We start from the raw sequence: 24,267 nt of genomic DNA, 5'->3' as shown, positions 1-24,267 counted from the left end.
AGCGGGCGCCTTCCGACAGGCGAGCGGCGTGCTATGGTCGACTCGAAGTGAGGCGTCGCGTTGTTGGCGACGCCTGCGAGACAGGTGGTTTGAACCATGTCGGAGGCGCCGCGCGCGCCCGGCGCCCCGAACGGGCGGCGCCGGCGGTCGCCGGTCGAGACGCCGTGCTACGCGGCGCTCGATCTCGGGACCAATAACTGCCGCCTTTTGGTGGCCACGCCCACGCCGCGCGGCTTTCGCGTGGTCGAGGCCTATTCCCGCATCGTGCGTCTGGGCGAGGGGCTGTCGCAGAGCGGTCAGCTCTCCGACGTGGCCATGGACCGCTCGCTGGCGGCCCTGAAGGTCTGCGCCGAGAAGATTCGCCGTCGCAAGGTGGTGCGGGTGAAGGCCGTGGCCACCCAGGCCTGCCGGGGTGCGACCAATGGTCCCGCCTTCGTGCGCCGAGTGCACGAGGAGACCGGTCTCAAGCTGCAGATCATCAGCCCGCGCGAGGAAGCCCAGCTGTCGGTGGCCGGCTGCATGAGCCTGTTCGACCGCGAGCAGGACGCGGCCCTGGTGGTCGACGTCGGCGGCGGATCGACCGAGCTGTCCTGGGTCGATCTGAAGGGCGACGGTCTCGACGCCAAGCCGCGCCAATTCGCGGCCTGGAAGCTGCCGATCAAGGCCTGGCTGTCGATTCCCGTCGGGGTCGTCACCCTGGCCGAACGCTTTCCCGAGGGCGAGCGCGCCAATCCGGACTGGTTCCGGGCGATGGTCGACGACGTGAAGGCTCGAATCGAGGCCTTTCCGCACGCCGAGCCGATGCGCGAGATCTTCGCGCGGGGCAGGGCGCATCTGGTCGGCACGTCGGGCGCCATCACCAGCCTGGCGGGGCTGCATCTGGGCCTGCCGCGTTACGATCGCAACATCGTCGATGGGCTCTGGATGGATCGGACCGATTGCGACGCCGCCGCCCATCGCCTGCTGGCCTTGACCTCGGCCGAGCGCGCCGCCGAGCCCTGTATCGGTTCCGATCGGGCGGATCTGGTCCTTGCGGGGGCCGCGATCCTGCAGGCCGTTCAAGAGCTTTGGCCCTGTTCGCGCGTGCGTGTCGCCGATCGAGGGCTTAGAGAGGGCCTCCTGATGTCCCTGATGTCCGACCAGCAGAAGCGCCCGCGCCGGCGCCGTCGCGGCGGCGCATCCAAGAAGCCGGAAGCCGCATGAGCGACGAAGAGCCGCCCCGCAAACGCATGGTCAAACCGCCAGTTGGCGGAACCGAAGGTGGTCGCGGCAAGCCCGCGCGGCTGAAGACCGCCTACGGTCGCACCCCCAGCCAGCAGGCCTGGCTGGAGCGCCAGATCAACGACCCGTTCTCGGCCAAGGCACGGGCCTTGGGCTATCGCAGCCGCGCGGCGTTCAAGATCAGCGAGATCGACGAGAAGTTCCACTTCTTCCGCAAGGGCGCGAAGGTCATCGACCTGGGGTGCGCGCCGGGCGGCTGGCTGCAGATCGCCGTCGAGCGGGGCGTGACCAGCCTAGTGGGCATCGACCTGCTGCCCGTCGATCCGGTAGCCCCAGCTCATCTGCTGGAAATGGACTTCACCGCCCCCGACGCGCCGGCCAAGCTGCTGGCGCTCTTGGGCGGCGAGCCAGATCTCGTGATGTCGGACATGGCGCCCAATACCGTCGGGCATCGCGAGACCGACCACCTGCGCATCGTCGGCCTGATCGAGATCGCCGCCGAGTTCGCCATCGACGTGCTCAAGCCAGGCGGCGCCTTCGTCGCCAAGGCTTTCCAGGGGGGCGAGACGGCCGATGTGATCGCCCGGCTCAAGCGCCATTTCGACAAGGTCCAGCACTTCAAGCCCAAGGCCAGCCGGCAGGACAGCTCCGAGGTGTTCCTGGTCGCGACGGGCTTCAAGGGACGCGGGGATTAGGGCCCGGCGGACGCGGCTCTATCGAACTGCCCTTGAGGCCGCGCGCGGCCTTTCATCAGGCGATGTCTGTCGTGGGCGCTTCACAATCTTTGCGGGTGTGTCCTAGCTTTTTGTATTCTTAAAATTGAGTATTTGCGGAGTCTCGCCTTTCGCGAAAGTTATCGGAGTAAGGATATTCAATCTTGAATTGATTAAATTTCTGAAATGCTACTTTTAGTCTTTAGAATTCACTGGCCATTTAACAATTAGAACTCTTGCGATGGACGCCGAATGAGCGTGAGCATCCGGTGTGCGTGCTTCCACGCGTCGCCATCAGAGGCTTCCCATGTCCAAAACCCTAAGTATCGCCATCGCGCTGGCCTTTGGTCTCACGGCCGCCAGCGGCGCCTTCGCCGAAACCTGCCGAGACGCCAAGGGCCGCTTCGCCAAATGCCCGACCGCGGTCTCCGCGCCCGCCAAGACGGCGCAGTGCAAGGACGCCAAGGGCAAGTTCACCAAGTGCCCGGCCTCGGCTGAAACGGCGGCGACGCCGGCCGTGGCGACGACTCCGCCCGCCGCGCCGATGAGCAAGGCGCCGGCCGCCACGGCCGCTCCGGCGGCCAAGCCCGCCCAGTGCAAGGACGCCAAGGGCAAGTTCATCAAGTGCCCGGCGCCGGCCGCGGCGGCGACCGCCAAGCCCGCCAGCTGCAAGGACGGCAAGGGCAAGTTCGTGAAGTGCGGCACGCCGGGCGCCAAGCCGGCCTAAATCGTGTTCTAGACGCGGCGTCGGCGGAGGAAGCCGGCGCCGCGATCCTCGATCGGGCGAAAATTCATCTCCATTTTAGCGATCCGGCGGGTCGACAACCGCCGGCCTCGCGGCTATATCCGCGCCGCAAAATGGAGACTCCGATGGAGATTCGCGAAGGCCTGACCTTCGACGACGTTTTGCTCGAACCCGGCCCGTCCGACGTCATGCCTACCCAGGTGACGACCGAGACCCGGTTCACGCGTGAAATCAGTCTGAATATTCCGCTCGTGTCCGCCGCGATGGACACGGTGACCGAAAGCCGCCTCGCCATCGCCATGGCGCAAGCCGGCGGCCTGGGCATCCTGCACCGCAACCTCACCAACGAGGAGCAGGCGGACCAGGTGCGCGAGGTCAAGCGCTACGAAAGCGGCATGGTCATCAATCCGCTGACCATCCACCCCGACACCACCTTGGCCGAGATCCGCGAGATCACGGCCCGCCGCAAGATCTCGGGCTTCCCGGTGGTCGAGCGCGGCTCGGGCAAGTTGGTCGGCATCGTCACCAATCGCGACATGCGCTTCGAGGGCGACGCCAGCGTCCCCGCCTCGGCGATCATGACCCGCGACAACCTGATCACCGTCCCCGAAGGCGTCGATCAGGCCGAGGCGCGCGAGCTGCTGCGCCGGCACAAGATCGAACGTCTGATCGTTGTCGACGAGGCCTATCGCGCCGTCGGCCTGATCACCGTCAAGGACATCGAGAAGGCCCAGGCCCACCCGCTGGCCGCCAAGGACGACAAGGGCCGCCTGTTGGTCGGCGCGGCCTCGACCGTCGGCGACGCCGGTTTCGAGCGCTCGATGGGGCTGGTGGACGCCGGCGTCGACGTTGTGGTCATCGACACCGCCCACGGCCACTCCAGCCAGGTCGCTCAAGCGGTCTCGCGTCTGAAGCGCGAAGCCAACCGCGTTCAGATCGTGGCCGGCAACATCGCCACCTACGACGCCGCGCGCGCCCTGATCGACGCCGGCGCAGACGCGGTGAAGGTCGGCATCGGTCCGGGCTCGATCTGCACCACCCGCATCGTCGCGGGCGTGGGCGTGCCGCAGCTGACCGCGATCATGGAAGCCGTGCGCGCCGGTCGCGAGAGCAACACGCCGATTATCGCCGACGGTGGCATCAAGTACTCGGGCGACTTGGCCAAGGCCATCGCCGCCGGAGCCTCGACCGCCATGATGGGCTCGATGTTCGCCGGCACCGAGGAGGCGCCCGGCGAGGTGTTCCTGTATCAGGGCCGCTCGTACAAGAGCTATCGCGGCATGGGTTCGGTGGGCGCCATGGCCCGGGGCTCGGCCGACCGCTACTTCCAGAAGGAAGTGACGGACAACTTCAAGCTCGTGCCGGAAGGCATCGAGGGGCAGACCCCGTTCAAGGGCCCGATCTCACCGGTGCTGCACCAACTGGTCGGCGGCCTGCGCGCGGCCATGGGCTATGTCGGCGCGCCGAACATCCCCGAGCTCCAGAAACGGGCCAAGTTCGTCCGGATCACCGGCGCGGGCCTGCGCGAGAGCCACGTCCACGACGTGATGATCACGCGGGAAGCCCCGAACTATCCGAGCGCGGTCTAGCCGATGCGCATGGCGTTCGAGCTGCAGATGGTGGCGGCGGCGGTCCTGATCGGGCTGGTCCACCTGGTCTGGGCGGCCGCGGCCGCCCAGCCGCAGCGCGGTCTGAAGTGGAACGCCGGTCCCCGCGACGAGCCCATCGTGCTGACGGGCGTCGCGGGGCGTCTCGAGCGGGCCTTCGCCAATTTCCGCGAGACCTTCCCGTTCTTCGCGGCCCTGGTGGTGGTCGACTATCTGGGCGGACGCCTCGGCGATCTGACCGCCTATGGCGCGGCGCTCTATGTCGCCGCGCGCGCTCTTTATATTCCGCTGTACGCCTTTGGCGTTCCCTACCTGCGCAGCCTGGTCTGGGTCGCCTCCATGGTCGGGATCCTGGCGCTCCTCTCGGCCCTGGTGGTCTGATGCGGGATGGAGGACGGGTTTCGGCGGCGATCGAGGTTCTGACCGAGATCGAGACGCGGCATTTTCCGGCCAAGATGGCGCTGAAGCGCTGGGGGGAGGCCGCCCGCTACGCGGGTTCCAAGGACCGCGCCTTCGTGTCGGGCCTGCTGCTGGACGCCCTGCGTCGAAAGCGGTCCCTGGGTTGGATGATGGGCGACGCCAGCCCGCGCGGCGTCATGTTGGGCGTGCTGGCCTTCGTATGGTCCTGGAGCCCCGAGCGCATCGCCGAGGCGGCGGCCGAGGAACACGGCTTTGGTCCGCTGACCGACGCCGAGCGCGAACGTCTCTCCGATCCCGTTTCGCTGGTCGGCGCGCCGGCGCCCGTGGCGGGCGATTATCCCGACTGGCTGGAGAAGCATCTGGCGCGCGCCCTCGGCGCCGACCAGGCCGCCGAGATGCGCGCCTTGTCCGAGCGCGCCCCCGTGGACCTGCGGGTTAACACGCTGAAGACAGACGCCGAGCGCGCCGCCAAGGCCCTGGCGCCGATCCACGCCGTCCCGGCCGGCATTCTGCCCAACGCTTTCCGTATACCGGCCCCGGCCGCCGCCGACCGAACGCCATCGGTCGAGGCGGTGCCAGCCTTTTCCAAGGGCTGGTTCGAAGTGCAGGACCTGGGCTCGCAGATCGCCGCCGCCGTCGCGGGGGAGGTCAGGGGCAAGCAGGTGCTGGACTTCTGCGCGGGCGGGGGCGGCAAGACGCTGGCCCTGGCCGCCGCCATGGGCAACAGCGGCCAGATCTTCGCCCACGACGCCGACGCGCGTCGCCTGGCCGACACGATCCGGCGGGGGCAGAGGGCGGGGGTCCGCAACCTGCAGATCCGCTCGCCGATCGAAGCCACGCCGCTGAAGGGGCTGGAGGGCAAGATCGACGTCGTCTTCGTCGACGCCCCCTGCACGGGCGCGGGCACCTGGCGCCGCCACCCCGACGCCAAGTGGCGCCTGTCGCCCGACCAACTGGCCAAGCGCCAGATCGAGCAGGATAGCGTTCTGGAGGATGCGTCGACCTTCGTGAAGGCGGGCGGCCGGATGGTCTATGTGACCTGCTCGCTGCTGGCCGAGGAGAACGAGGACCGCGTCGCTGCCTTCCTCGAGCGCCATCCCGAATTCACGGTCAAGCCGATCGCCCTGAATGGCGTCACGCACGTCACGCCCGAAGGCTATCTGCGCCTGACCCCTTACCGCGCCGGGACGGACGGCTTCTTCGCCGCCGTGCTGGAGCGATCGTCCTATACGCCCTGACCGCAACCGACTGACCGCGACAGAGACCGCTGGAGACCCGCCGATGACCACCGAACCGAACCACCAGCGCGTCCTGATCGTCGATTTCGGCAGCCAGGTGACCCAGCTGATCGCCCGTCGGGTGCGCGAGGCCGGCGTCTATTGCGAGATCCACCCGTTCGACAAGGCCGAGGCCATCGTCGACGCGTACAAGCCCAGCGCCATCATCCTGTCGGGCGGGCCGTCCAGCGTACTGGAGGCCGACAGCCCCCGCATCGGTCGCAAGCTCTTTGATCTCGGCCTGCCGATGCTGGCCATCTGCTATGGCCAGCAACTGCTGTGCGACGTGCTGGGCGGCAAGGTCGAGGGCGGTCACGCCGGCGAGTTCGGCCGCGCCGAGCTGACGATCGGCAAGGTCAGTCCGCTGTTCGAAGGCTTGGCCGGCGTCGGCGAGCTGGAAACCGTCTGGATGAGCCACGGCGACCGCGTCACCGCCATCCCGGATGGCTTCGAGGTCGTCGCCACCTCGACCGGCGCGCCGTTCGCGGCGATCGCCAATGACGAGAAGAAGATCTACGCCCTGCAGTTCCACCCCGAAGTGTACCACACCGTCAACGGGGCTAGGATGTACCGGAACTTCCTGTTCAACATCGCCGGCCTGAAAGGCGACTGGACGATGGCGGCCTTCCGCCAGGAGATGGTTCAGAAGATCCGCGACCAGGTCGGTTCGGGCAAGGTGATCTGCGGTCTGTCGGGCGGTGTTGACAGCTCGGTGGCTGCGGTCCTGATCCACGAGGCGATCGGCGACCAGCTGACCTGCGTGTTCGTCGACACGGGTCTGCTCCGCAAGAACGAGGCCGACCAGGTCGTCACCCTGTTCCGCGACCACTACAACATCCCGCTGGTCCACGTGGACGCCGGCGAGCTGTTCCTAGGCGAACTGGCGGGCGTCAGCGACCCGGAGACCAAGCGCAAGACCATCGGCAAGCTCTTTATCGACGTCTTCGACAAGGAGGCGGCCAAGATCGACGGGGCCGAGTTCCTGGCCCAGGGCACGCTCTATCCGGACGTCGTCGAGAGCGTCTCGGCGCGCGGCGGTCCCTCGGCGGTGATCAAGAGCCACCACAATGTTGGCGGCCTGCCGGACTACATGAAGCTGAAGCTGGTCGAGCCGCTGCGCGAGCTGTTCAAGGACGAGGTCCGCGCCTTGGGCGTCGAGCTGGGCCTGGCGCCGGCCTTCGTGGGCCGTCACCCGTTCCCCGGCCCGGGCCTGGCTATCCGCATTCCCGGCGAGATCACGCCCGAGAAGGTCAAGGTGCTGCAGGACGCCGACGCCATCTATCTCGAGGAAATCCGCAACGCCGGGCTCTACGACAAGATCTGGCAGGCCTTCGCCGTGCTGCTGCCGGTCAAGACCGTGGGCGTCATGGGCGACGCCCGGACCTACGAGAACGTCCTGGCGCTGCGCGCGGTGACCTCGACCGACGGCATGACCGCCGACTTCTTCGAGTTTCCCTGGCCCGTGCTCGGCAAGACCGCCACGCGCATCATCAACGAGGTCCGAGGGGTCAATCGGGTCGTCTACGACGTGACAAGCAAGCCGCCCGGCACGATCGAGTGGGAATGATTTGAGCCTGTCCAGCTTGGCCGCTCGTCCAAGCGCATAGGGTATTTCAGAAGCCACAATTTGGGGCGCTTTCCGCGACCCGGCGTTTGCTTTCGCCGGAAAGCGCCATGACCAACCGGCGCGTGCTTCGCCGGAAATGCTCCAGCCGACGAGGATAAGGTCCTTGGCGGGCGAATCCGCGCGCTTGGAAGCCTTCACGCGCCAAGGTCGTATACGGATCAGTCACGGGCGCCTCGGCGCGTGTTGGTGGCGGTCGGTTCTCGTTGGCCGGGTATTCGCGAGGGAATGTGCGGGTCCTTGTTTGCAAGATTTTACAATTCAGCTCGGAATTTTACGTTCCTCTTCCGGAATATTCAGAGTTTCAACCTTAGTATTAGGACTGTCGAATGAGATCGTAAAAGCTCGAAGGGCGACAGGGCCTCACCGCTTATGACTGACAAACGCGAAAAAATGCGATTGCTTGGGCTGGCCTTCGCGGGCGCGGACCTTGTCTTCGAGATAGACGACGCGGGCGTGATCACTTTCGTGCTTGGGGCGGTCGAGCAGATTACCGGCAAGAGCGATGCCGACCTCGTTGGTCAGGGGTGGGGCAAGCTGTTCGCGTCCAGCGAGGAGCCGACCTTGCGGGCGGCGCTGGAAGCCTTGCGGCCGGGCAAGCGCAACGGACCTGTTCGCATGGCGCTGGCCTCCGGCGAAGGGCGGCGGCTTCAGCGCTTCGCGGATCTTTCGTTGTTTCGGCTGCCACAGAATCCCCCACGGGTTTCCTGCTCCCTCTCCATCGGCGGGGCGGGACATGGGCGTCCCGCGCGCGACGCGCGCGGGCTTGTTCCGGCTAACGATTTCAACGCCGTGGCCGAGGCGTCTATCAACCAGGGGGAGCTGGGGCCGTTGGACCTGATCGAACTCAAGGGACTGGCGCGGGTGCTGTCGCAACTTGACCCGTCGGCGGCGGGCGATCTGCAGCAACGCCTGTCGAGCCTCCTCAGGCTGGCGTCTCGGGATGGCGTCGGCGCCGTCGAGGTGGCCGACGAGAAGTTCGCCATGCTCGGCCAATCCGCCGTCTCGCTGGAGGAACTGGGCGATCGGCTCGCCGCGGCGGCGGGACCCGGCGTTTCGTCGGAACACGCGCGTCTGGACTTCTCGACCGGCGAGCCGCAGACGGCCTTGAAGGCCATGCGTTTCGCCCTGGACCGGTTCTTGACGGCGGGGCCCACGGTCGTGGCCCAAGGCTTCGCGGCGGTGATGTCGGATACGGTCCGCCAGGTGACCGAGTTCCGCCGCACGCTCGACGAGCGGTCGTTCAAGCTGGTCTATCAGCCGATCGTGGCGATCGGTTCGGACCGGCTCCACCATTTCGAAGCCCTGGCCCGGTTCGACGGCGAGAGCAGCCCAGCCGATAGCATACGTCTGGCCGAAGAGCTGGATCTGATCATCGAGTTCGACATGGCCGTCATCGACACCGTGTGCGATGTCCTGGCGCGCGCCGCCAAGCCGGTGATGATCGCGGCCAATATCAGCGCGATCTCGCTGCTGCAGCCGGCGGTGAGGGCGCATCTTCAACGCGCGGCGCATATGGGACAGAAGATCCGTCGAGGCCTGCTGCTCGAGATCACCGAGACCAAGGCCTTCTCCGACCTGGCCCTGGCTAGCCGCGCGATCGGCGCGCTCAGGGACATGGGCTTCGCCGTCTGTATCGACGATTTCGGCGCCGGATCGGCCTCCTTGGACTATCTGCGTCACTTCGAGGTCGATTTCGTCAAGATCGATGGCCGCTTCATCTCCCAGCTCGGCGAGCGTCGAGACGCGGCGGTGTTGCGCCACGTGGTGGCGCTGTGCGCCGACCTCGGCGTCAAGACGATCGCGGAGGGCGTGGAGACCAAGGAAGTCGCCGAGGCCGCGCGCGCCCTAGGGGTCGATTACGGGCAGGGTTGGCACTTCGGCAAGCCGACCGCGACGCCGGAGTGGACATCCGCCAGCGCTGCCTCTTCGGGGCCGCTTCTCGCCAGACGGCGGGGCGAAGTGGAGCAGTGGGGCTAGGGCCTGTCCGCTTCAAATGGAATCATTTGAAGCGGATAAAAAGAGCTTAAATTCAAATATTTAGATCGATTTCGAGCGGTTTGTCCGCTCACGCTTAAACCTACGCGCTTTAGGGCCTTCCGCTCCTTAGAGGCTAGGCCCGCGCCAGTCGGGCCAGCATCCGTTCCCAGGTGTTCAGCTTGATCGGCTCGCCTCGGCGCAGCTTGGTCCAGGTGGTCTCGCTGATGCCGTAGACGCGCGTCAGGTGCTCGCGGGTGACGGCTGGCAGGGCGTCCTTGAGCGTCTCGAAGCGCTCGCGGCTGATGGTGACGGTCTGGGTCACGCCAAACTCCGAGGGATGAAAGAGGGCGCGGCCGGCGCCGTGGAGGGCATGCGCCGGCCGCTGAGGATCGCCGGGGAAGGGAGCGATCCTTATTCGCGACCCGCCGCGGGCTTGCGGTAGTCGAGGGCCGGCGGGCGATCACCCAGCATGGCCTTGTAGGTGAAGTTCGGGCCGCGACGCTGCTCCAGCTCGGCCTTGGCCTTCTTGACGACGTCGGGATTGGAGAACAGGTCCGCGCCGGTCAGGGCCAGGGTCTTGGCGGCGTTGACCGCGCCCTTGACGCCGATCGACATCCCGGCGGCGGCGACGTTTTGCCAGCTATGGCCCGCCGAGCCCGGTACGAAGGTCGCGGTGCCCAGACCGACCGTGGGGGTCACCCAGCTGATGTCCGACACATCGGTCGAGCCGCCGCCGCCTTCCATCTCGATCTTGTAGGGCGCGATCGTCTTGACGGTGTCGACGGACGGCGGATTGACGAGGGTGGTCTGGATTTTCTTGGCGAAGGCGATCTCTTCCGGCGTCCAGGTGATGCCGCCCACCTTGCGCAGATTGGCGTCCATCACCCGGCCCAGGGTGTCGTTGGGGAGCAGGGCGTAGACGCCCCCGGTGATCTCGGTGTCGACCGTCGTGCCGGTGGCCAGGGCGGCGCCCTTGGCGGCGTTCTCAACGCGGCCCCACACTTCCTTGACCACGGTCGGATCCGGGTGGCGGACGTAGTAATAGACCTCCGCGAAGTCGGGGACGACATTCGGGGCCGAGCCGCCGGACGTGATCACGTAGTGGATGCGGGTCTGCTCGGGGATATGCTCGCGCAGGAAGTTGGTCGCGACGTCCATGATCTCGACGCCGTCCAGCGCCGAGCGGCCCTTTTCGGGCGCGGCGGCGGCGTGGGCCGAGACGCCGTGGAAGCGGAACTTGCCGCTGATATTCGCCAGGGACACGCTCTGGACGGCGGTGTTCTCGCTGTTGGGGTGCCAGTGCAGCGTGGCGTCGACGTCGTTGAACAGGCCCGCGCGCACCAGATAGACCTTGCCCGAGCCGCCTTCCTCGGCGGGCGTGCCGTAGACGCGCAGTTCGCCCTTGATGTTGTTCTTGACCATCCAGGCCTTCAGCGAGACGGCCGCGCCCACCGAGGCGGCGCCGAACAGGTTGTGGCCGCAGCCATGGCCAGCGGCCTGGCCCGGAATGGGGGTTTTCACCGGATCGGCGGTCTGGGCCAGGCCGGGCAAGGCGTCGAACTCCGCCAGGATGGCGATGACGGGGCCTGCGCCATTCTTGAAGCTGGCGACGAAGGCCGTCGGCTCACCCGCCACGCCGGCCTTCACGTCGAAGCCCGCGTCCTTCAACTGGCCCTGCAGCAGGGCCGAGCTCTTGGTCTCCTGGTAGCCCACCTCGGCGAAGCCCCAGATCTTCAGGGCCGCGTCCTGGATTTGCGGCGCGTCGGCGTCGACGGTCTTCAAGATCTGGACGCGATCGGCCTCGGTGATCGGCTTGGCGAAGGCCTGGGGCGCGAACATGCCCGCCGCCATGCTGGCGGACAGCAGAGCGAGCTTCAGGGTGGAAGGCTTCATCGAACGGTTCCCCGAGGTATCGAATGGGCGCCGCTCCGAACCTCTTGATCGCGGGCGGCTATCCTATCGACGCAAGCGGTCGCTCCAACCTCACCCTGTCGGCGGAAATTTTTTCCGATCGCCGCCGCGATCAGGCGGGGGGACGCACCAGTTCGACTCGATTGGCGTCGGCGTGGCCCACCTCGGCCAAGCCGTAGGTCTTCAGCGCGGCGACGAAGGCGTCGATCTGACCGGTCTTGAAGACCCCGCTGACCGGGGTCGCCGCCAGCGCGGGATCGGCCACGGACAGCTTGCGCTCGGAAAATCGGTTCATCTCCGCCACAACCGCCGACAGCGGCTCGCCGTCGAAGACCAGTCGCCCACCCAGCCAGGCCGACTCCTTGGCGGTGTCGACGGGCTGGATCGACCAGTCGGCGCGATCGGCGGCCACGAAGCGCGAGCCGGCGCTCATTTCGACCCTGCGCTGGCCGCTGGGCGAGGCGCCGGCGATCCGCACGCGGCCTTCGACCAGGGTGACCGACAGCTTGCCCGGATCCATGCGCACATCGAAGGCCGTGCCGACCGCCGTCACGCTCTTGTCGGCGACGGCGACGATGAACGGACGCGACGGGTCCTTGGCCACCTGGAAGAAGGCTTGGCCGCGCAGCAGGGTGAGCCGGCGCTCCTGGCCCCAATGGTTGACGCGCAGGGCGGAGTCGGTGCCCAGGGTGACGACCGAATTATCGGCCAGGCGGAAGGTCGAGCGCTCGCCGATCCCCGTCGAGAAGACAGGTTCGTCTGGCGCGGTCGTCTTTTCGCCGCCCAGCCAGCGCCGGCCCAGAACCGCGCCGCCCGCCAGGGCGACGATGCTGGCGGCCGCCAGGCCCAGGGCGCGGCGGTCGAGCCGTCGCGGTCGATGGTCGGCGGCGGAAAGAGCGTCGGCGCGCAGGGCGGCGAGGCGGGGATCGCGCTCAAGGCTCGCGAGGCTGTTCCACGAGCCGCGAACGCCGTCCCAGGCGTCGGCGTGGCGCGGATCGGCTTCGAGCCATCGCTGGAAGTCCAGCCGGTCTCTTGAGGAGACGTCGTCGCCGTGCAGGCGCGCGAACCAAGTCGCCGCGGCGCTATCCGGGTCGCCGTGTGTCTCTGTGCCCGACGTGGTCGACCTCATCCTCGTCCCGCAGACGCGCGTGCAGTTGACGCAGCGCCTTCATCACATGTTTCTCGACAGCGCTGACGGAAATCCCCAGGCGCTGGGCGACGAGCTTGTAGCTCATCTCCTCGAAGCGCACGAGAATGAAAACCCGCCGCGTGCGTTCCGGCAGCGCCTCCAGCGTCGCCAGAACCCGCGCTATCTGTTCGCGTCCCTGTAAGACGCGCTCCGGAGACATTTCATCAACGGGGTGATGAAAATCTTGTAGCTCGCAATGGTCGGACCTTCTGCGGGTCCGATCACGGCGGCTCCGATCGATCAGCACATTGGCGGCGACCTCGAAGAGATAGCCTTCGACATTGTTCACGATCGGCGCGGGCTTGCGCTTCTGGATGCGCAGGAGGACCTCCTGCACCAGATCCTCGACGTCGCTGACCGGGGCGCGGCGGGAGAAGAAGGCGCGCAGGGCGGGCGTGAAGCGCGCGCCGCTGTCGGCGAGCGCGCTATCGTCCGACGGCTCGATCTTCCGGCCGCCCCCAATCATCGTTCACGCCCCAACATCATGACAGCGAGGTGAAATCGCCCTTTCCCTCGTGTCAAGCCGCGTGTTCGCGCAAGAACTCACCGCGATCGAAGAAGCAACGGTTGCCTAGTCCCTATGCAACAAGCGATCTTGAGGGGCCGGAACGGCGAACCCACGAAGGGGCGAACGGCGAAATAAGGCATGGTCATCGCCTTCGACGGCGTTGTTTCAGGCCATCGGGGAGGTTGGATTCGCGTGTGGTCAGGTCCAGAGGCTCGGGAGCGCCCGTGAGGCGCCGCGTCGTCTCGGCCCTGTTCTGCGCCGCCGCCGTCGGCGCGCTCGCGCCTTCGATTACGCGGGCGGAGGCGCGGCGAGGGGAGGCCGTTCTCCGGTTCGACATTCCCGCCCAGCCGCTGGGACAGGCGCTGAACCAGCTGGCGTTGCGCAGCGATCGCGAAATCCTTTTCAGTCCCGCGCTCACTCAAGGGCGGCGAAGCCCGGCGCTCAGCGGCGTGTTCACGGCCGAGGCGGCCTTGGCGCGGCTCTTGGACGGCTCGGGGCTCACGGTTCGACTGCAAGGACGCGGATTCCTGATCGTACCGGAGACGAAGGCGGCGCCGACAACGGAGCCCGCGTCGCCACCCCCGCCTCCGCCGCCGGTCGATCTGGATCTTGTCGTCGTCACGGCCTTGAAACGCTCCAGCCTGGCCCAGCGGACGCCGGTCAGCATGGTGGTGGTCGGCGGCGAGCAACTCTCGCGCCTGGGCGCGACCCAGATCGAGCAGGCCGCGCCGCTGCTGCCGGGGTTGAAGCTGGTCTCGACCTCGTTCGGCGCGCGCCTGGTGCTGCGGGGCGTCTATGGGGCCGGGGAGGCGACGACTGGCCTCTATTATGACGAGACGCCGATGACCGGACCGGTCGGCACCACGGCCGACCCAGGGGTGATGTCGCCTGAGCTGGCCTTGGTCGATGTCGATCGCATCGAACTGCTGCGCGGCCCGCAGGGAACCTTATATGGCTCTGGCGCGATGGGCGGGGCGCTGCGGATCCTGTTCAAGCACCCCGATCCGACCCAGACCGCGAGCGCCATCGACGTCTCGGCCTCCACCGAGGCGCACGGCGGGCAGGGGGCTGGCGGCGCGGCGATCTTCAACGCCGCGATCATTCCCGACAGGCTCGCCGTGCGCCTGACGGCCTATGACGAGCGCCGCCCGGGGGCGATCGACAACACGCGGCTTGGCATAAAGGACGTCGATGTCGCGCGGGTCGGCGGCGCGCGCCTGGCGGCCTTCTGGGCGCCGACCGAGGCGGTTTCACTGCTGGTTTCGGCGACCCATCAGTCCAATCATCGCGCCGACATCTCCGGCTGGAACGATACCGCTGGACCCTGGCGCACCGTCCATGCGGGCCGCGCGCCTTTCGACGGCGATATCGACCTCGCCTCGGCCACGCTGAAGTGGCGAGGTTCCACCGTCGATGTCACGGCCGTCTCGTCCTGGTACCGTTGGCGTTTGACGCGACGCTCCGACTACAGCGGCGTGTTGCTGGGCGAGCGGACCAATCCCGCCGGCTGCGCCCGCCTGTTCGCGGTGGCCAATGCGTGCGATGACGACCAGATGCGGCGCTACGCGGCCTATGTCGACAGCGTCTATCCGGCGATCCTGAACCAGCCGGCCGAGCTGACCGCCCAGATCCACGAGGCGCGGGCCTCCTCGACCGGCGCGGGGCCCCTGAGCTGGACGCTGGGCGTCTACCGCGAAGTGCGTTTCGACCGCATCGACAGTCAGGTCCGCCACGTCGATCCGCTGACCGGCGCTTTGATCGAGCCGGCGGTCCTGATCGGGCGGCGCGACATCGAAAACCACCTGTCCCAGAGCGCGGTCTTCGGCGAGGTCTCCTACGCGGTCGCCGCCGACACCGACGTGACCCTGGGCGCGCGCCGCTTCGACTACGTCAAGCGCGACCGGGGCGGGGTGCAGACGCCCAATGTGGTTTCCGGCACCTGGGCGGGCTATGCGATCGACGCGCGCGGCCAGGAGCGTGGGTGGAGCCTGAAGGCGCTGGCCAGCCATCAGCTTTCGCCGGGTCTTTTCAGCTATGTCCAGGTTTCGCAGGGCTTTCGGCCGGGCGGCGTCAATGTGGTGCCGGGCTTGCCGGATGGGCTGGCGGTCTATCGGTCCGATCGCTTGAACAACTACGAACTGGGGCTGAAGGCCCAGTCGGCCGATCGCCGCCTGACCGCCAATCTCGCTCTCTACCAGATCGACTGGCGCGACATGCAGTACGCGGCCCAGACGCAGAACCGCGCCTTCAACTACGTCACCAATATCGGCGCGGCGCGCATTCGCGGTCTGGAGTTCGAGGCGAGCGCGCAGCGTGTCGAGGGCTGGGACTTCGCCGCCAGCCTGACCCTGACCGACGCGCGCCTGACCGCCGACCAGATCACCAACACGGCCATCGGCCTTGGATTGGCGGGCGACCGCCTGCCGGTCGTGCCCCAACTGGCCGCCACCGCCTCGATGGAGCGACGCTGGAGGCTCGCGACGGGACTCGATGGACGCCTGCGTCTGGACGGCGCCTATAGCGGCTTGGCGCGCTCATCGTTCAATCCGGGCAACGCCGACTACATCAAGATGGGCGGCTTCGCGGTCTTCGGCGTCAGCGCGGGGCTGGCGGGCGGCGCCTGGTCGGTCGACGCCGGGGTCGAGAACCTGCTGGATCGCGCGGGCCGAGCGTCGGCCGCTCGCAACACCTCCGGGCCCATCGAATATTTCGGGGTCGCTCCCCGCACGCTGCGCCTGACGTTCCAGCGCCGCTTCTGATCCGGACGCCGCCTTTTTCGCGTCGGGCGGTGAGGGACCCGCACCCGCTTGCGTCTGATCCTTCAGGCCGCCGTCGAGCGGACCGACAAGAGGGGATCAAGAAAAATGAAAGTGCAGCTTCGAGGGCTTCGGGCCGCGGCCATGGGCGCCAGCGCCTTGACCAGCCTGGTCGCGGGCCACGCGTTCGCCCAGCAGGCGGCCAGCACGCCGGCCGACAACGGTACGATCGAGGAAGTGGTCGTCACCGCGCTGAAGCGCTCGACTACCGTCCAGACCACCCCGATCAGCATCAGCGCGGTGACCGAGAAGTCGCTGCAGGCCATCGGCGCCTCGGGCATTCAGGACTATTTCCGCACGGTGCCGAACCTGCAGGTCGACGGCAATTCGCCGACCAGCCGCCGCCTGACCTTGCGCGGCGTGCGCAGCGCCGGCGAGGCCACGGTGGGCCTCTATTACGATGAGACCCCGTTGACCGGTCCGGCCGGCACGACCGCCGACGCCAGCTCGACCAGCGCCGACGTCAACCTGTTCGACGCCGCGCGCGTCGAGGTGCTGCGCGGGCCGCAAGGCACGCTGTACGGCTCGGGCTCGATGGGCGGCACCCTGCGGGTGATCCTGAACAAGCCCGACTCCAGCCGCTATGCCGGCGCCGTCGAGGCGCAGGGGACGATCCAGAAGGACGGCGCGCCCGGCTATTCGGTCAAGGGCATGGTCAACGTGCCGCTGATCCAGGACAAGCTGGCCGCCCGCCTGGTGCTCTATAAGGCCGAACAGGGCGGCTACATCGACGACATCACGCTGAACAAGAAGGACATCAACGGCCAACACTCGAACGGCGGCCGCCTGATGCTGGGTTTCACGCCCACGGACAAGCTGACCTTCACCGCGACGGGCCTGTTCCAGAAGACCACACTGGATGGCCAGAACAGCTGGTATCCGGCCCTGGGGGCCAAATCCTATTCGACCAACGCCCGCGTCATCGCCCCGACCAGCGATAACCTGCGGATGTACAACGTCACGGGCAAGTGGGACCTGGGCTTCGCGACCCTGACCGGGACCTCGTCGTACTACAAGTGGACGCTGCTGCGGAACTCGGACTACAGCCCGACGCTTTCGGCCAGTCGCGCCAACGCTACCTCGTGCCGAAACTATATCGCCGGCGGCGCGCCGGCGGCCGGCACGACCAACCCGGCTTGCACCAGCGCCCAGATGGCCCAGTACACGGCCTATGCCGACAGCCGCATTCCGGGGGCGCTCTACCAGCCGATGGGCCTGACCTCGTGGAACCACGAACTGCGGTTGAACGGGTCGCTGTTCGACAGCAAGGTCGACTGGACCGGGGGGGTCTATTACGAGGACCGCTCCGACTATATCGAGAGCCGGGTGGCCAAGGCCGACGCCGCCACCGGGGTGATCAACCCCAACGACCTGACGGCCTGGCGGCACGTCGGCACCGACACCAAGCAGACGGCCTTCTTCGGCGAAGTCGCCTATAAGCCGATCGAGAAGCTGACCCTGACGGCCGGCGTGCGGCGGTTCAACTACGACAAGACCGTTTCGGGTCAGGTCCTGATCAGCAACTTCATCACCCAGTCCTATGTCGGACCGCCGGCGCAGGTCGACGCCAGCGCCAGCGGCTGGGTCAGCAAGTTCAACGTCTCCTACCAGGTGACGTCGGACGTGATGGTCTACGCCCTGGCGGCCAAGGGCTTCCGGCCCGGCGGCGCGAACAATGTGCCGGGACTGGCCAGCGCGCTGTTGGCCTATGGACCCGACAGCCTGTGGAACTACGAAGCCGGCGTCAAAAGCCAGTGGTTCGACCGCCGCCTGACCCTGAACGCGGCGGCCTACCAGATCGACTGGTCGAACATGCAGATCTCGGCGACCAGCGCGAACGGCGCCTTCAGCTACCTGACCAACGCCGGCACCGCCAAGATCAAGGGGCTTGAGATCGAGGCCACGGCCCGTCCGGTCACCGGCCTGACGCTGAACGCCACCGCGGCCTTCGTCGACGCCAAGCTGACCCAGAAACAAGCCAACTCCGATGTCCTGATCACCGGCTCGACCGGCCTGATCGGCGACAAGTTCCCCAACGTCGCCGACTTCAGCGGTTCGGCCTCGGCCGAATACACCTGGCCGTTGAAGGGCGAGCTGAACGGTCTGATCCGCGCAGACTACGCCTATGTCGGCGAGTCCGCGTCGCAATTCCGGCCGACCTACGTCTACTACGAGAAGCAGGGCGACTACGGTTACGCCAATCTCCGCGCGGGCGTCGAAGGGCCTGACTGGGGCGCGTATCTGTTCGTCAACAACATCACCAACGAGGTCGGCCTGATGAGCGTGACCTCGGCGCTGAACAACCCCAAGCAGGCCGTCAGCATCAACCCGCGCACGGCCGGCTTCTCGGTTCGCAAGCGCTTCTAGAGAAAGGGGCGGGCGGACTGTGTGTCCGCCCGTTCGCCTTCGGGCGCATCGGCCCTCAACAGTTTGTCCGAAAACCGCTACACCGACCCGGCGAGGCGTCCCGCCGCGCGCCGCGTCCGCGCGGCTTCGATCAAGCGCCCTGGGCCATGCGGAACGAAGACCCTCCCGTCAGCACCTCGGTCACGATCGTCGATATCGCCAGACAGGCCGGCGTCTCGATCAAGACGGTCTCGCGCGTCATCAACCGCGAGGAGGGGGTCGGGGCGGAAACGCGGGCGCGGGTTCAGGCTATCATTGACCGACTGCGTTACCGGCCCAACGCCTCGGCCCGGTCGCTATCCAGCCGGCGTAGCTATCTGATCGGGGTCATCTTCCTGGAGGTGGGCGCCTACTACTATGTCGGCCAGGTTCAGGTCGGCGCCATGCGGGCCTGTCGGCGGGCCGGCTATCACCTCGTTGTCGAACAGGTTCGAACGCCCGGCGCGATGGGCGGCGTTCAGGCCTTCGCCCAGAGCCTGCGGGAGGCGCGATTCGATGGCGTGGTGCTGACGCCGCCCACCTGCGACGACCCGGAGGTCCTCGCCGCGATCGAGACGGCCGGGCTGCCTTACGTTCGCATCGCGCCCGATAGGGATTTCGATCGCTCCCCCTATGTCTTCATGGACGACCGAGCGGCCGCGCGCGAACAGACCCTGAGACTATGGGACATGGGCCATCGGCGCATCGCCTTCATCGACGGTCCCGCCGACCACGGCTCGGCCGCGCGGCGTCGGCAGGGTTATGTCGAGGCCCTGCGCGAGCGAGGCGCCGAACCCCGGCCGGAATGGATCGTACAAGGCGCGTTCCGGAGTCTCTCGGGCTTCGAAGCCGCCGAAGGCCTGCTGGGACTGCCCGAACCACCGACCGCGATCTTCGCCGCCAATGACGAGATGGCCATGGGCGTTCTGGCCGCCGCCGCCAAGCACGGTCTGTCGCTGCCCGGAGACCTGTCCGTGGTCGGCTTCGACGACACCCCGGCCGCCGAGGCGGCCTGGCCGCGCCTGACCACGATCCACCAGCCCACCGCCGAGATGGCCGAGGCCGCCGTCGATATCCTGATCGACGGTTTCGGCGACGAACGATTCCGCGGCCGGACCGCCATTCGGCAGTTGGACTACACGCCGATGATCAGAGACTCGGCGGCGCCGCCCAGGCGCTGATTTGGCGCGGAAGGGTGGGGAACGCGCCTGAATATTGCTGCCGCGCTTAGTCCCAGGGTTCAATTTACGTCTGGCTCGGCTTGTCGAGCATTTAGGCTCCTCGCGCCGGAAGGGGCGGACAGCGTTGTCATGAATTTCTCCATAGACAACGTTGTCGTACCGTGATGACTAGATAAGACAACGTTGTCGTAAGCCGCTCGGGAGACCCCTCAGCGTATACGGCGGCGGAGTTACAAGGCCCCGGAACAGGGGTCGGAGGAAACGCAACAGCGTCGCGAAAGCGGCGCGGGGACTGGACGCCACGACGTTCCGGCCAAGCGCCGACGTGGCGGGTGTCCAGGCAGGATAAGGGGAAAGATCATGCGGAATCTGTTGTTAGCGTCGGCCGCCACGGCGGCCGTGAGCCTTCATGCGCCCGTCGCCATGGCCCAGGAGGCCGCCGGCGTGAAGCTCGATGAAGTCGTCGTCACGGCCCAGCGCCGCTCCGAAAATCTGCAGAAGACGCCGCTGACGGTGTCGGCCGTCACCGGCGACAAGCTGGAATCTCAAGGCATCAAGACCGTGGTCGATCTGTCGGCCCAGGTGCCGGCCCTGCAGATCAGCTCCAGCGGTTCCGGCGCGGCCGTCGTGTTCCTGCGCGGCATCGGCAGCACCAACACCACCGAGGTCGGCGATCCGGCCGTGGCCTATCATATCGACGGCATTTACATCGCTCGCTCCACCTCGGTGGGCGCGCTGTTCTACGACATCGACCGGGTGGAAGTGCTGCGGGGGCCGCAAGGCACGCTGTACGGACGCAACGCCACGGCGGGCGCCATCAACGTCATCACCAAGCAGCCGAAGTTCGACTACGAGGGCTCCGGCTCGGTGGACGTCGGCAACTATGGCGCCCTGACGACCTCGGGCATGTTCAACGCGCCGATCAGCGACACCTTGGCCGTGCGCGCCGCGTTCCAGCAGTCGCGCCACGACGGCTATGTGAAGGCGATCAATAAAGGGCCCGGCACCGGCGGCAACGATCGCTACGACCAGGACGACAAGTCCGCCCGAATCCAGCTGCTTTGGAAGCCCAGCGACAACTTCCAGGTCCATCTGGGCGCGGACTACCTGCACCAGGGCGGCGCCGGCGGCGGCGACCAGACCTACGGGACAAGCCTGGTCACCGGCGATCCCTGGACCTGCAACTGCGCCACCAACCTCTATCGCAACAACAAATTCTTCGGTTCGCATGGTCAGGTCGACTGGAACCTGGGCTTCGCGACGCTGACCTATCTGACCGGCTACAACTTCTCGCGCCTGGACCGATCGGGCGAGAACGCCAGCACGGGAGCGCCCAACTACTTCAAGGGAAAGGACTATACCTGGTCGCATGAACTGCGCCTGGGCGGCGACACGGGCAAGCTGAAGTGGGTGGTCGGCGCCTATCGCTTCAGCGAAAACAACAATGTCGACTTCCGCGTTTTCCTGGCCACGAACTCGTACCTGTCATTCATCCAGCCGGAGGTCACGGCCAAGTCGACCGCCGCCTTCGGCCAGGGCACCTATTCGGTCACCGACCGCTTCCGCGTCACGGCGGGCCTGCGCTATACCGAGGATCACAAGGCGCGCGACGGCGGCACCTTCCTGACCAACGGGGCGGGGGCGATCACCGCGACCGTGGTCAAGAACCTGGCCGACGCCAAGTGGAGCGCGACGAACTGGAAGCTGGGCGCCGACTTCGACCTGACCAGCGCCTCGATGGTCTACGCGAACGTCGCCACGGGCTATAAGGCGGGCGGCTATTTCGATGGCGTCGGCGCCAACACCTATAAGCCCGAGAAGATCACCTCTTATGAGGCGGGCGTGAAGAACCGCTTCCTCGACAACCGCCTGCAACTCAACGCCTCGGGCTTCCTTTACGACTACAAGGACTTCCAGGTCTCGGCGATCGGCGTGATCGCCGGCCAGAACGCCACGGTCACGCTCAACGCCAAGAAGGCCCAAGTCTACGGCGTCGAGTTCGAAAGCAACCTGGTGATCACCGACAGCGACCGCGTGGACGCGACGCTTGGCTGGTTGCACGCGCGGTACAAGGATTTCCTGCTGCCGTTGGGGGACTCGTTCTCTAACAACAACGCCAACGCGACCGTGCCCGCCTGCTTCAAGGCCAACTGGGCGTCGGCCGCCCCGCGCGCGGCGGACTTCTCGGGCTGCCGCATGGCGCGCACGCCCGAGTGGACGCTCAATGTCGGCTATCAGCACACCTGGGAGATCGCGTCGGGGGGCAAGCTGGTGGGCCGGGCGCAGACCCACTACGAGAGCGGCAAGAACCTCGAGTACCACGGCTTCGCCCAGAACAGGCAGGACGGCTTCACCAAGACCGACCTGAGCCTGACCTACACCAATGCCGACGATCGCTGGTCGCTGCAGGGCTATGTCCGTAATCTCGAGAACGACGATGTTCGCACGGCCTCGTCGCCGAACTCGACCACGGGCTTGGCGACCAATGGCAACGGCGAGTTCTACGCGCCGCCGCGTACCTATGGTCTGCGGTTGGGCGTGACCTTCTAGCGCTTCCAAGGCGCCGCTTGCCCCCCGGCGGTCCTGCCCGCCGGGGGCGCTTCTTGTTCAAGGTTGGAGAGTTCCGCGTGGGTCTTCTGAAAAGGGTTCTGATCTCGACCGCGGCCTTCGCCGTCGTGGGGACGGCGGCCCAGGCCGCCGATCAGCCGACGCTGGGCGCCCGTAACGTCAAGATCATCACCGTCGACGGCTTGAAATTCCGCGACCTGGACCGCGACGGAAAGCTGAGCCCCTACGAGGATTGGCGGCTGTCGCCCGATCGCCGCGCCGCCGATCTGGCGGCCCGCATGACGCTGGAAGAGAAGGCCGGCGAGATGATGCACGGGACCTTGCCGGCCGTCGGCGGCATGGTCCCGGGGCGCGGACAGGGCTACGACCTCGAAAAGCTGAAGCCGCTGATCCTGGAGCGTCACGTCACCACCTTCATCACCCGCCTGGCCGGCGACCCGGCCTGGCTGGCCGAGCAGAACAACGCGGTTCAGGCGGTCGCGGAGCAGGGGCGGCTGGGTGTGCCGGCCACGATCAGCACCGACCCGCGCCATCACTTCCAATTCGTGGCGGGCGCCAGCGTCGCCGGAGGCGGCTTCTCCCAGTGGCCCGAGGCCACGGGCTTGGCGGCCATAGGCGACCCGGCCCTGGTCCGGCGCTTTGGCGACATCGCCCGCCAGGAGTACCGCGCCGTCGGCATCCATCAGGCCCTGTCGCCGATGGCCGATCTCGCCACGGAGCCCCGCTGGTCACGGATCAGCGGCACGTTCGGCGAGGATCCCGAACAGGTCGGCGTGTTGGTCAAGGCCTATATCCAGGGCTTTCAAGGCGGAGCGACCGGTCTCGCGTCCAACGGGGTCTCGGCCGTGGTCAAGCACTGGGTCGGCTATGGCGCTTCGGCCAAGGGCTTCGACGGCCACAACAGCTACGGCCGCTACGCCGTGTTTCCCGCTGGCCAGTTTGATCTCCACGTCAAGCCGTTCGACCAGGCCTTCGCCGCCGGCGTCGTGGGCGTGATGCCGACCTATGCGATCCTCAAGGACCTCAGCCTGGACGGCCAGCCGCTAGAGCAGGTCGGCTCGGGCTTTTCCCGGCGGTTGCTGACCGACCAACTGCGCGTCAAGCACGGCTTCAAGGGGATCGTCATCTCGGACTGGGCGATCACCAACGACTGTTCAGCGATCTGCCGCAATGGGTTCCCGCCGGGCGTCAAGCCCAACTTCGAGGGCCTCTCGACCGCCTGGGGCGTTGAGGACCTGGCCAAGGTCGACCGCTACGCCAAGGGCGTCAACGCCGGGCTCGACCAGTTCGGGGGCGTCGAGGACACGGCCGAGTTGGTGGCGGCCGTCAAGGCCGGCAAGATCGCGCCGGCCCGCATCGATGACGCCGCCCGCCGCATCCTGGCGATCAAGTTCCAGCAGGGCCTGTTCGAGAATCCCTATGTCGACCCCAAGGCCGCGTCGGAGGTCGTCGGCGCCAAGGCGTTCGTTGCCGAGGGCCGCGCGGCCCAGAGCGCGGCCCTGACCCTGCTGGAGAACCGCAACGGCCTGCTGCCGCTGAAACCGGCGGGGCGCAGGGTCTGGCTGAAGGGCGTCTCGCCGGCGGTCGCGCGCGCCCACGGGCTGGTTCCGGTCGAGGATCTGGCCCAGGCGGATCTGGCGATCATACGGACGTCGACGCCGTTCCAAACCCTGCACCCGAACTTCATCTTCGGCACGCTGCAACACGAGGGCGACCTGTCGTTCCACGACGGCGCGGCCGACTACGAGGCGATCAAGGCCGCCTCCGCCAAGGTGCCGACCATTGTCTCGGTCTATCTGGATCGACCGGCGATCCTGACCAATGTGCGCGACAAGGCCTCGGCGCTGATTGGCGACTTCGGGGCCGGCGACGACGCCTTCCTCGACGCGCTGACCGGCGTCGCCCCGCCGCGCGGCAAGCTGCCGTTCGAGCTGCCATCGTCCATGGCCGCCGTAGAGGCCCAGGCCGAGGACGCGCCCCACGACAGCAAGGACCCGCTCTATCCTATCCATTTTGGCCTGAACTACTGAGGATGTTCGCCTTGAACCGGACGCTGAAAGTCGCCTCGAGCCTGGCCGTGCTGGCCTTCGCCACCGCTTCGTTTGGCCAGACGCCGTCGAGG

At 67.2% G+C, this 24,267-nt stretch carries 18 protein-coding genes; 13 read left to right on the top strand and 5 right to left on the bottom strand.

All coding sequences use genetic code 11. The features are described 5' to 3' along the window. Positions 1-96 precede the first annotated feature (96 nt). From OR37_RS13190 to guaA, 7 genes are all read left to right on the top strand, one after another. The gene (locus tag OR37_RS13190; protein WP_004620643.1) at positions 97-1,203 is read left to right on the top strand and encodes a Ppx/GppA phosphatase family protein; all 1,107 of its coding nucleotides are present in this window, start codon (positions 97-99) and stop codon (positions 1,201-1,203) included. After that, the gene (locus OR37_RS13185) at positions 1,200-1,916 is read left to right on the top strand and encodes an RlmE family RNA methyltransferase (RefSeq protein ID WP_004620642.1); all 717 of its coding nucleotides are present in this window, start codon (positions 1,200-1,202) and stop codon (positions 1,914-1,916) included. The genes OR37_RS13190 and OR37_RS13185 overlap by 4 nt, the downstream gene beginning before the upstream one ends. Before the next feature lie 325 nt (positions 1,917-2,241). Next, the gene (locus OR37_RS22160; protein ID WP_004620640.1) at positions 2,242-2,661 is read left to right on the top strand and encodes a hypothetical protein; all 420 of its coding nucleotides are present in this window, start codon (positions 2,242-2,244) and stop codon (positions 2,659-2,661) included. Between the two features lie 143 nt (positions 2,662-2,804). Continuing rightward, complete coding sequence (guaB, locus tag OR37_RS13170; RefSeq protein ID WP_004620639.1) at positions 2,805-4,268, top strand: IMP dehydrogenase; 1,464 nt, start codon at positions 2,805-2,807, stop codon at positions 4,266-4,268. Between the two features lie 3 nt (positions 4,269-4,271). Beyond that, positions 4,272-4,667: an MAPEG family protein gene (locus tag OR37_RS13165; RefSeq protein ID WP_004620636.1), complete on the top strand. Its 396-nt coding sequence runs from the start codon at positions 4,272-4,274 to the stop codon at positions 4,665-4,667. Beyond that, positions 4,667-5,944, top strand: coding sequence for an RsmB/NOP family class I SAM-dependent RNA methyltransferase (locus OR37_RS13160; protein WP_004620634.1), 1,278 nt, complete (start codon positions 4,667-4,669; stop codon positions 5,942-5,944). The genes OR37_RS13165 and OR37_RS13160 overlap by 1 nt, the downstream gene beginning before the upstream one ends. 43 nt (positions 5,945-5,987) lie before the next feature. Further along, on the top strand, positions 5,988-7,550 hold the full coding sequence (gene guaA / locus OR37_RS13155; protein ID WP_004620632.1) for a glutamine-hydrolyzing GMP synthase: 1,563 nt from the start codon (positions 5,988-5,990) through the stop codon (positions 7,548-7,550). Positions 7,551-7,970: 420 nt separating this feature from the next. Here the strand turns inward: guaA and OR37_RS21845 are convergent, their stop codons facing one another. Then, on the bottom strand, positions 7,971-8,345 hold the full coding sequence (locus OR37_RS21845; RefSeq protein WP_165570614.1) for a hypothetical protein: 375 nt from the start codon (positions 8,343-8,345) through the stop codon (positions 7,971-7,973). Positions 8,346-8,399: 54 nt separating this feature from the next. Here OR37_RS21845 and OR37_RS13150 point away from each other — a divergent pair, with 54 nt between their 5' ends. Further along, positions 8,400-9,587, top strand: coding sequence for an EAL domain-containing protein (locus tag OR37_RS13150; protein ID WP_165570613.1), 1,188 nt, complete (start codon positions 8,400-8,402; stop codon positions 9,585-9,587). 133 nt (positions 9,588-9,720) lie between these two features. Here the strand turns inward: OR37_RS13150 and OR37_RS13145 are convergent, their stop codons facing one another. The 4 genes from OR37_RS13145 to OR37_RS13130 form a co-directional block, all read right to left on the bottom strand. Continuing rightward, entirely contained in the window at positions 9,721-9,909 is a 189-nt protein-coding gene (locus tag OR37_RS13145) for a hypothetical protein (protein ID WP_004620628.1), read from the bottom strand. An 89-nt stretch (positions 9,910-9,998) separates the two neighbouring features. Further along, on the bottom strand, positions 9,999-11,480 hold the full coding sequence (locus OR37_RS13140) for an amidohydrolase (RefSeq protein ID WP_004620627.1): 1,482 nt from the start codon (positions 11,478-11,480) through the stop codon (positions 9,999-10,001). A 130-nt stretch (positions 11,481-11,610) separates the two neighbouring features. Beyond that, entirely contained in the window at positions 11,611-12,627 is a 1,017-nt protein-coding gene (locus OR37_RS13135) for a FecR family protein (RefSeq protein ID WP_004620625.1), read from the bottom strand. Further along, positions 12,581-13,153 carry an RNA polymerase sigma factor gene (locus OR37_RS13130; protein WP_004620623.1) on the bottom strand — a complete coding sequence of 191 codons (573 nt, stop codon included), beginning with the start codon at positions 13,151-13,153 and terminating at the stop codon, positions 12,581-12,583. The genes OR37_RS13135 and OR37_RS13130 overlap by 47 nt, the downstream gene beginning before the upstream one ends. A gap of 266 nt (positions 13,154-13,419) precedes the next feature. Between OR37_RS13130 and OR37_RS13125 the strand changes: the two genes are divergently transcribed. From OR37_RS13125 to OR37_RS13105, 5 genes are all read left to right on the top strand, one after another. After that, positions 13,420-15,954: a TonB-dependent receptor domain-containing protein gene (locus OR37_RS13125; RefSeq protein ID WP_004620621.1), complete on the top strand. Its 2,535-nt coding sequence runs from the start codon at positions 13,420-13,422 to the stop codon at positions 15,952-15,954. A 105-nt stretch (positions 15,955-16,059) separates the two neighbouring features. Then, positions 16,060-18,378 (top strand): TonB-dependent receptor, encoded by a 2,319-nt coding sequence (locus tag OR37_RS13120; protein WP_004620619.1) that lies wholly within the window; start codon positions 16,060-16,062, stop codon positions 18,376-18,378. A 146-nt stretch (positions 18,379-18,524) separates the two neighbouring features. Beyond that, positions 18,525-19,577 carry a LacI family DNA-binding transcriptional regulator gene (locus OR37_RS13115; protein WP_004620617.1) on the top strand — a complete coding sequence of 351 codons (1,053 nt, stop codon included), beginning with the start codon at positions 18,525-18,527 and terminating at the stop codon, positions 19,575-19,577. Between the two features lie 360 nt (positions 19,578-19,937). Beyond that, a complete protein-coding gene (locus tag OR37_RS13110; protein WP_004620615.1) occupies positions 19,938-22,127 on the top strand; it encodes a TonB-dependent receptor in 2,190 nt (729 codons plus the stop codon). 77 nt (positions 22,128-22,204) lie between these two features. Beyond that, a complete protein-coding gene (locus OR37_RS13105; protein WP_106404383.1) occupies positions 22,205-24,175 on the top strand; it encodes a glycoside hydrolase family 3 protein in 1,971 nt (656 codons plus the stop codon). Positions 24,176-24,267: the final 92 nt, after the last annotated feature.

The sequence above is a fragment of the Caulobacter vibrioides OR37 genome, from assembly GCF_000372645.1.
Taxonomy (GTDB): domain Bacteria; phylum Pseudomonadota; class Alphaproteobacteria; order Caulobacterales; family Caulobacteraceae; genus Caulobacter; species Caulobacter vibrioides_E.
Note: the sequence above shows the minus strand (reverse complement) of the source record. Positions and strands in the feature narration are given on the sequence as shown.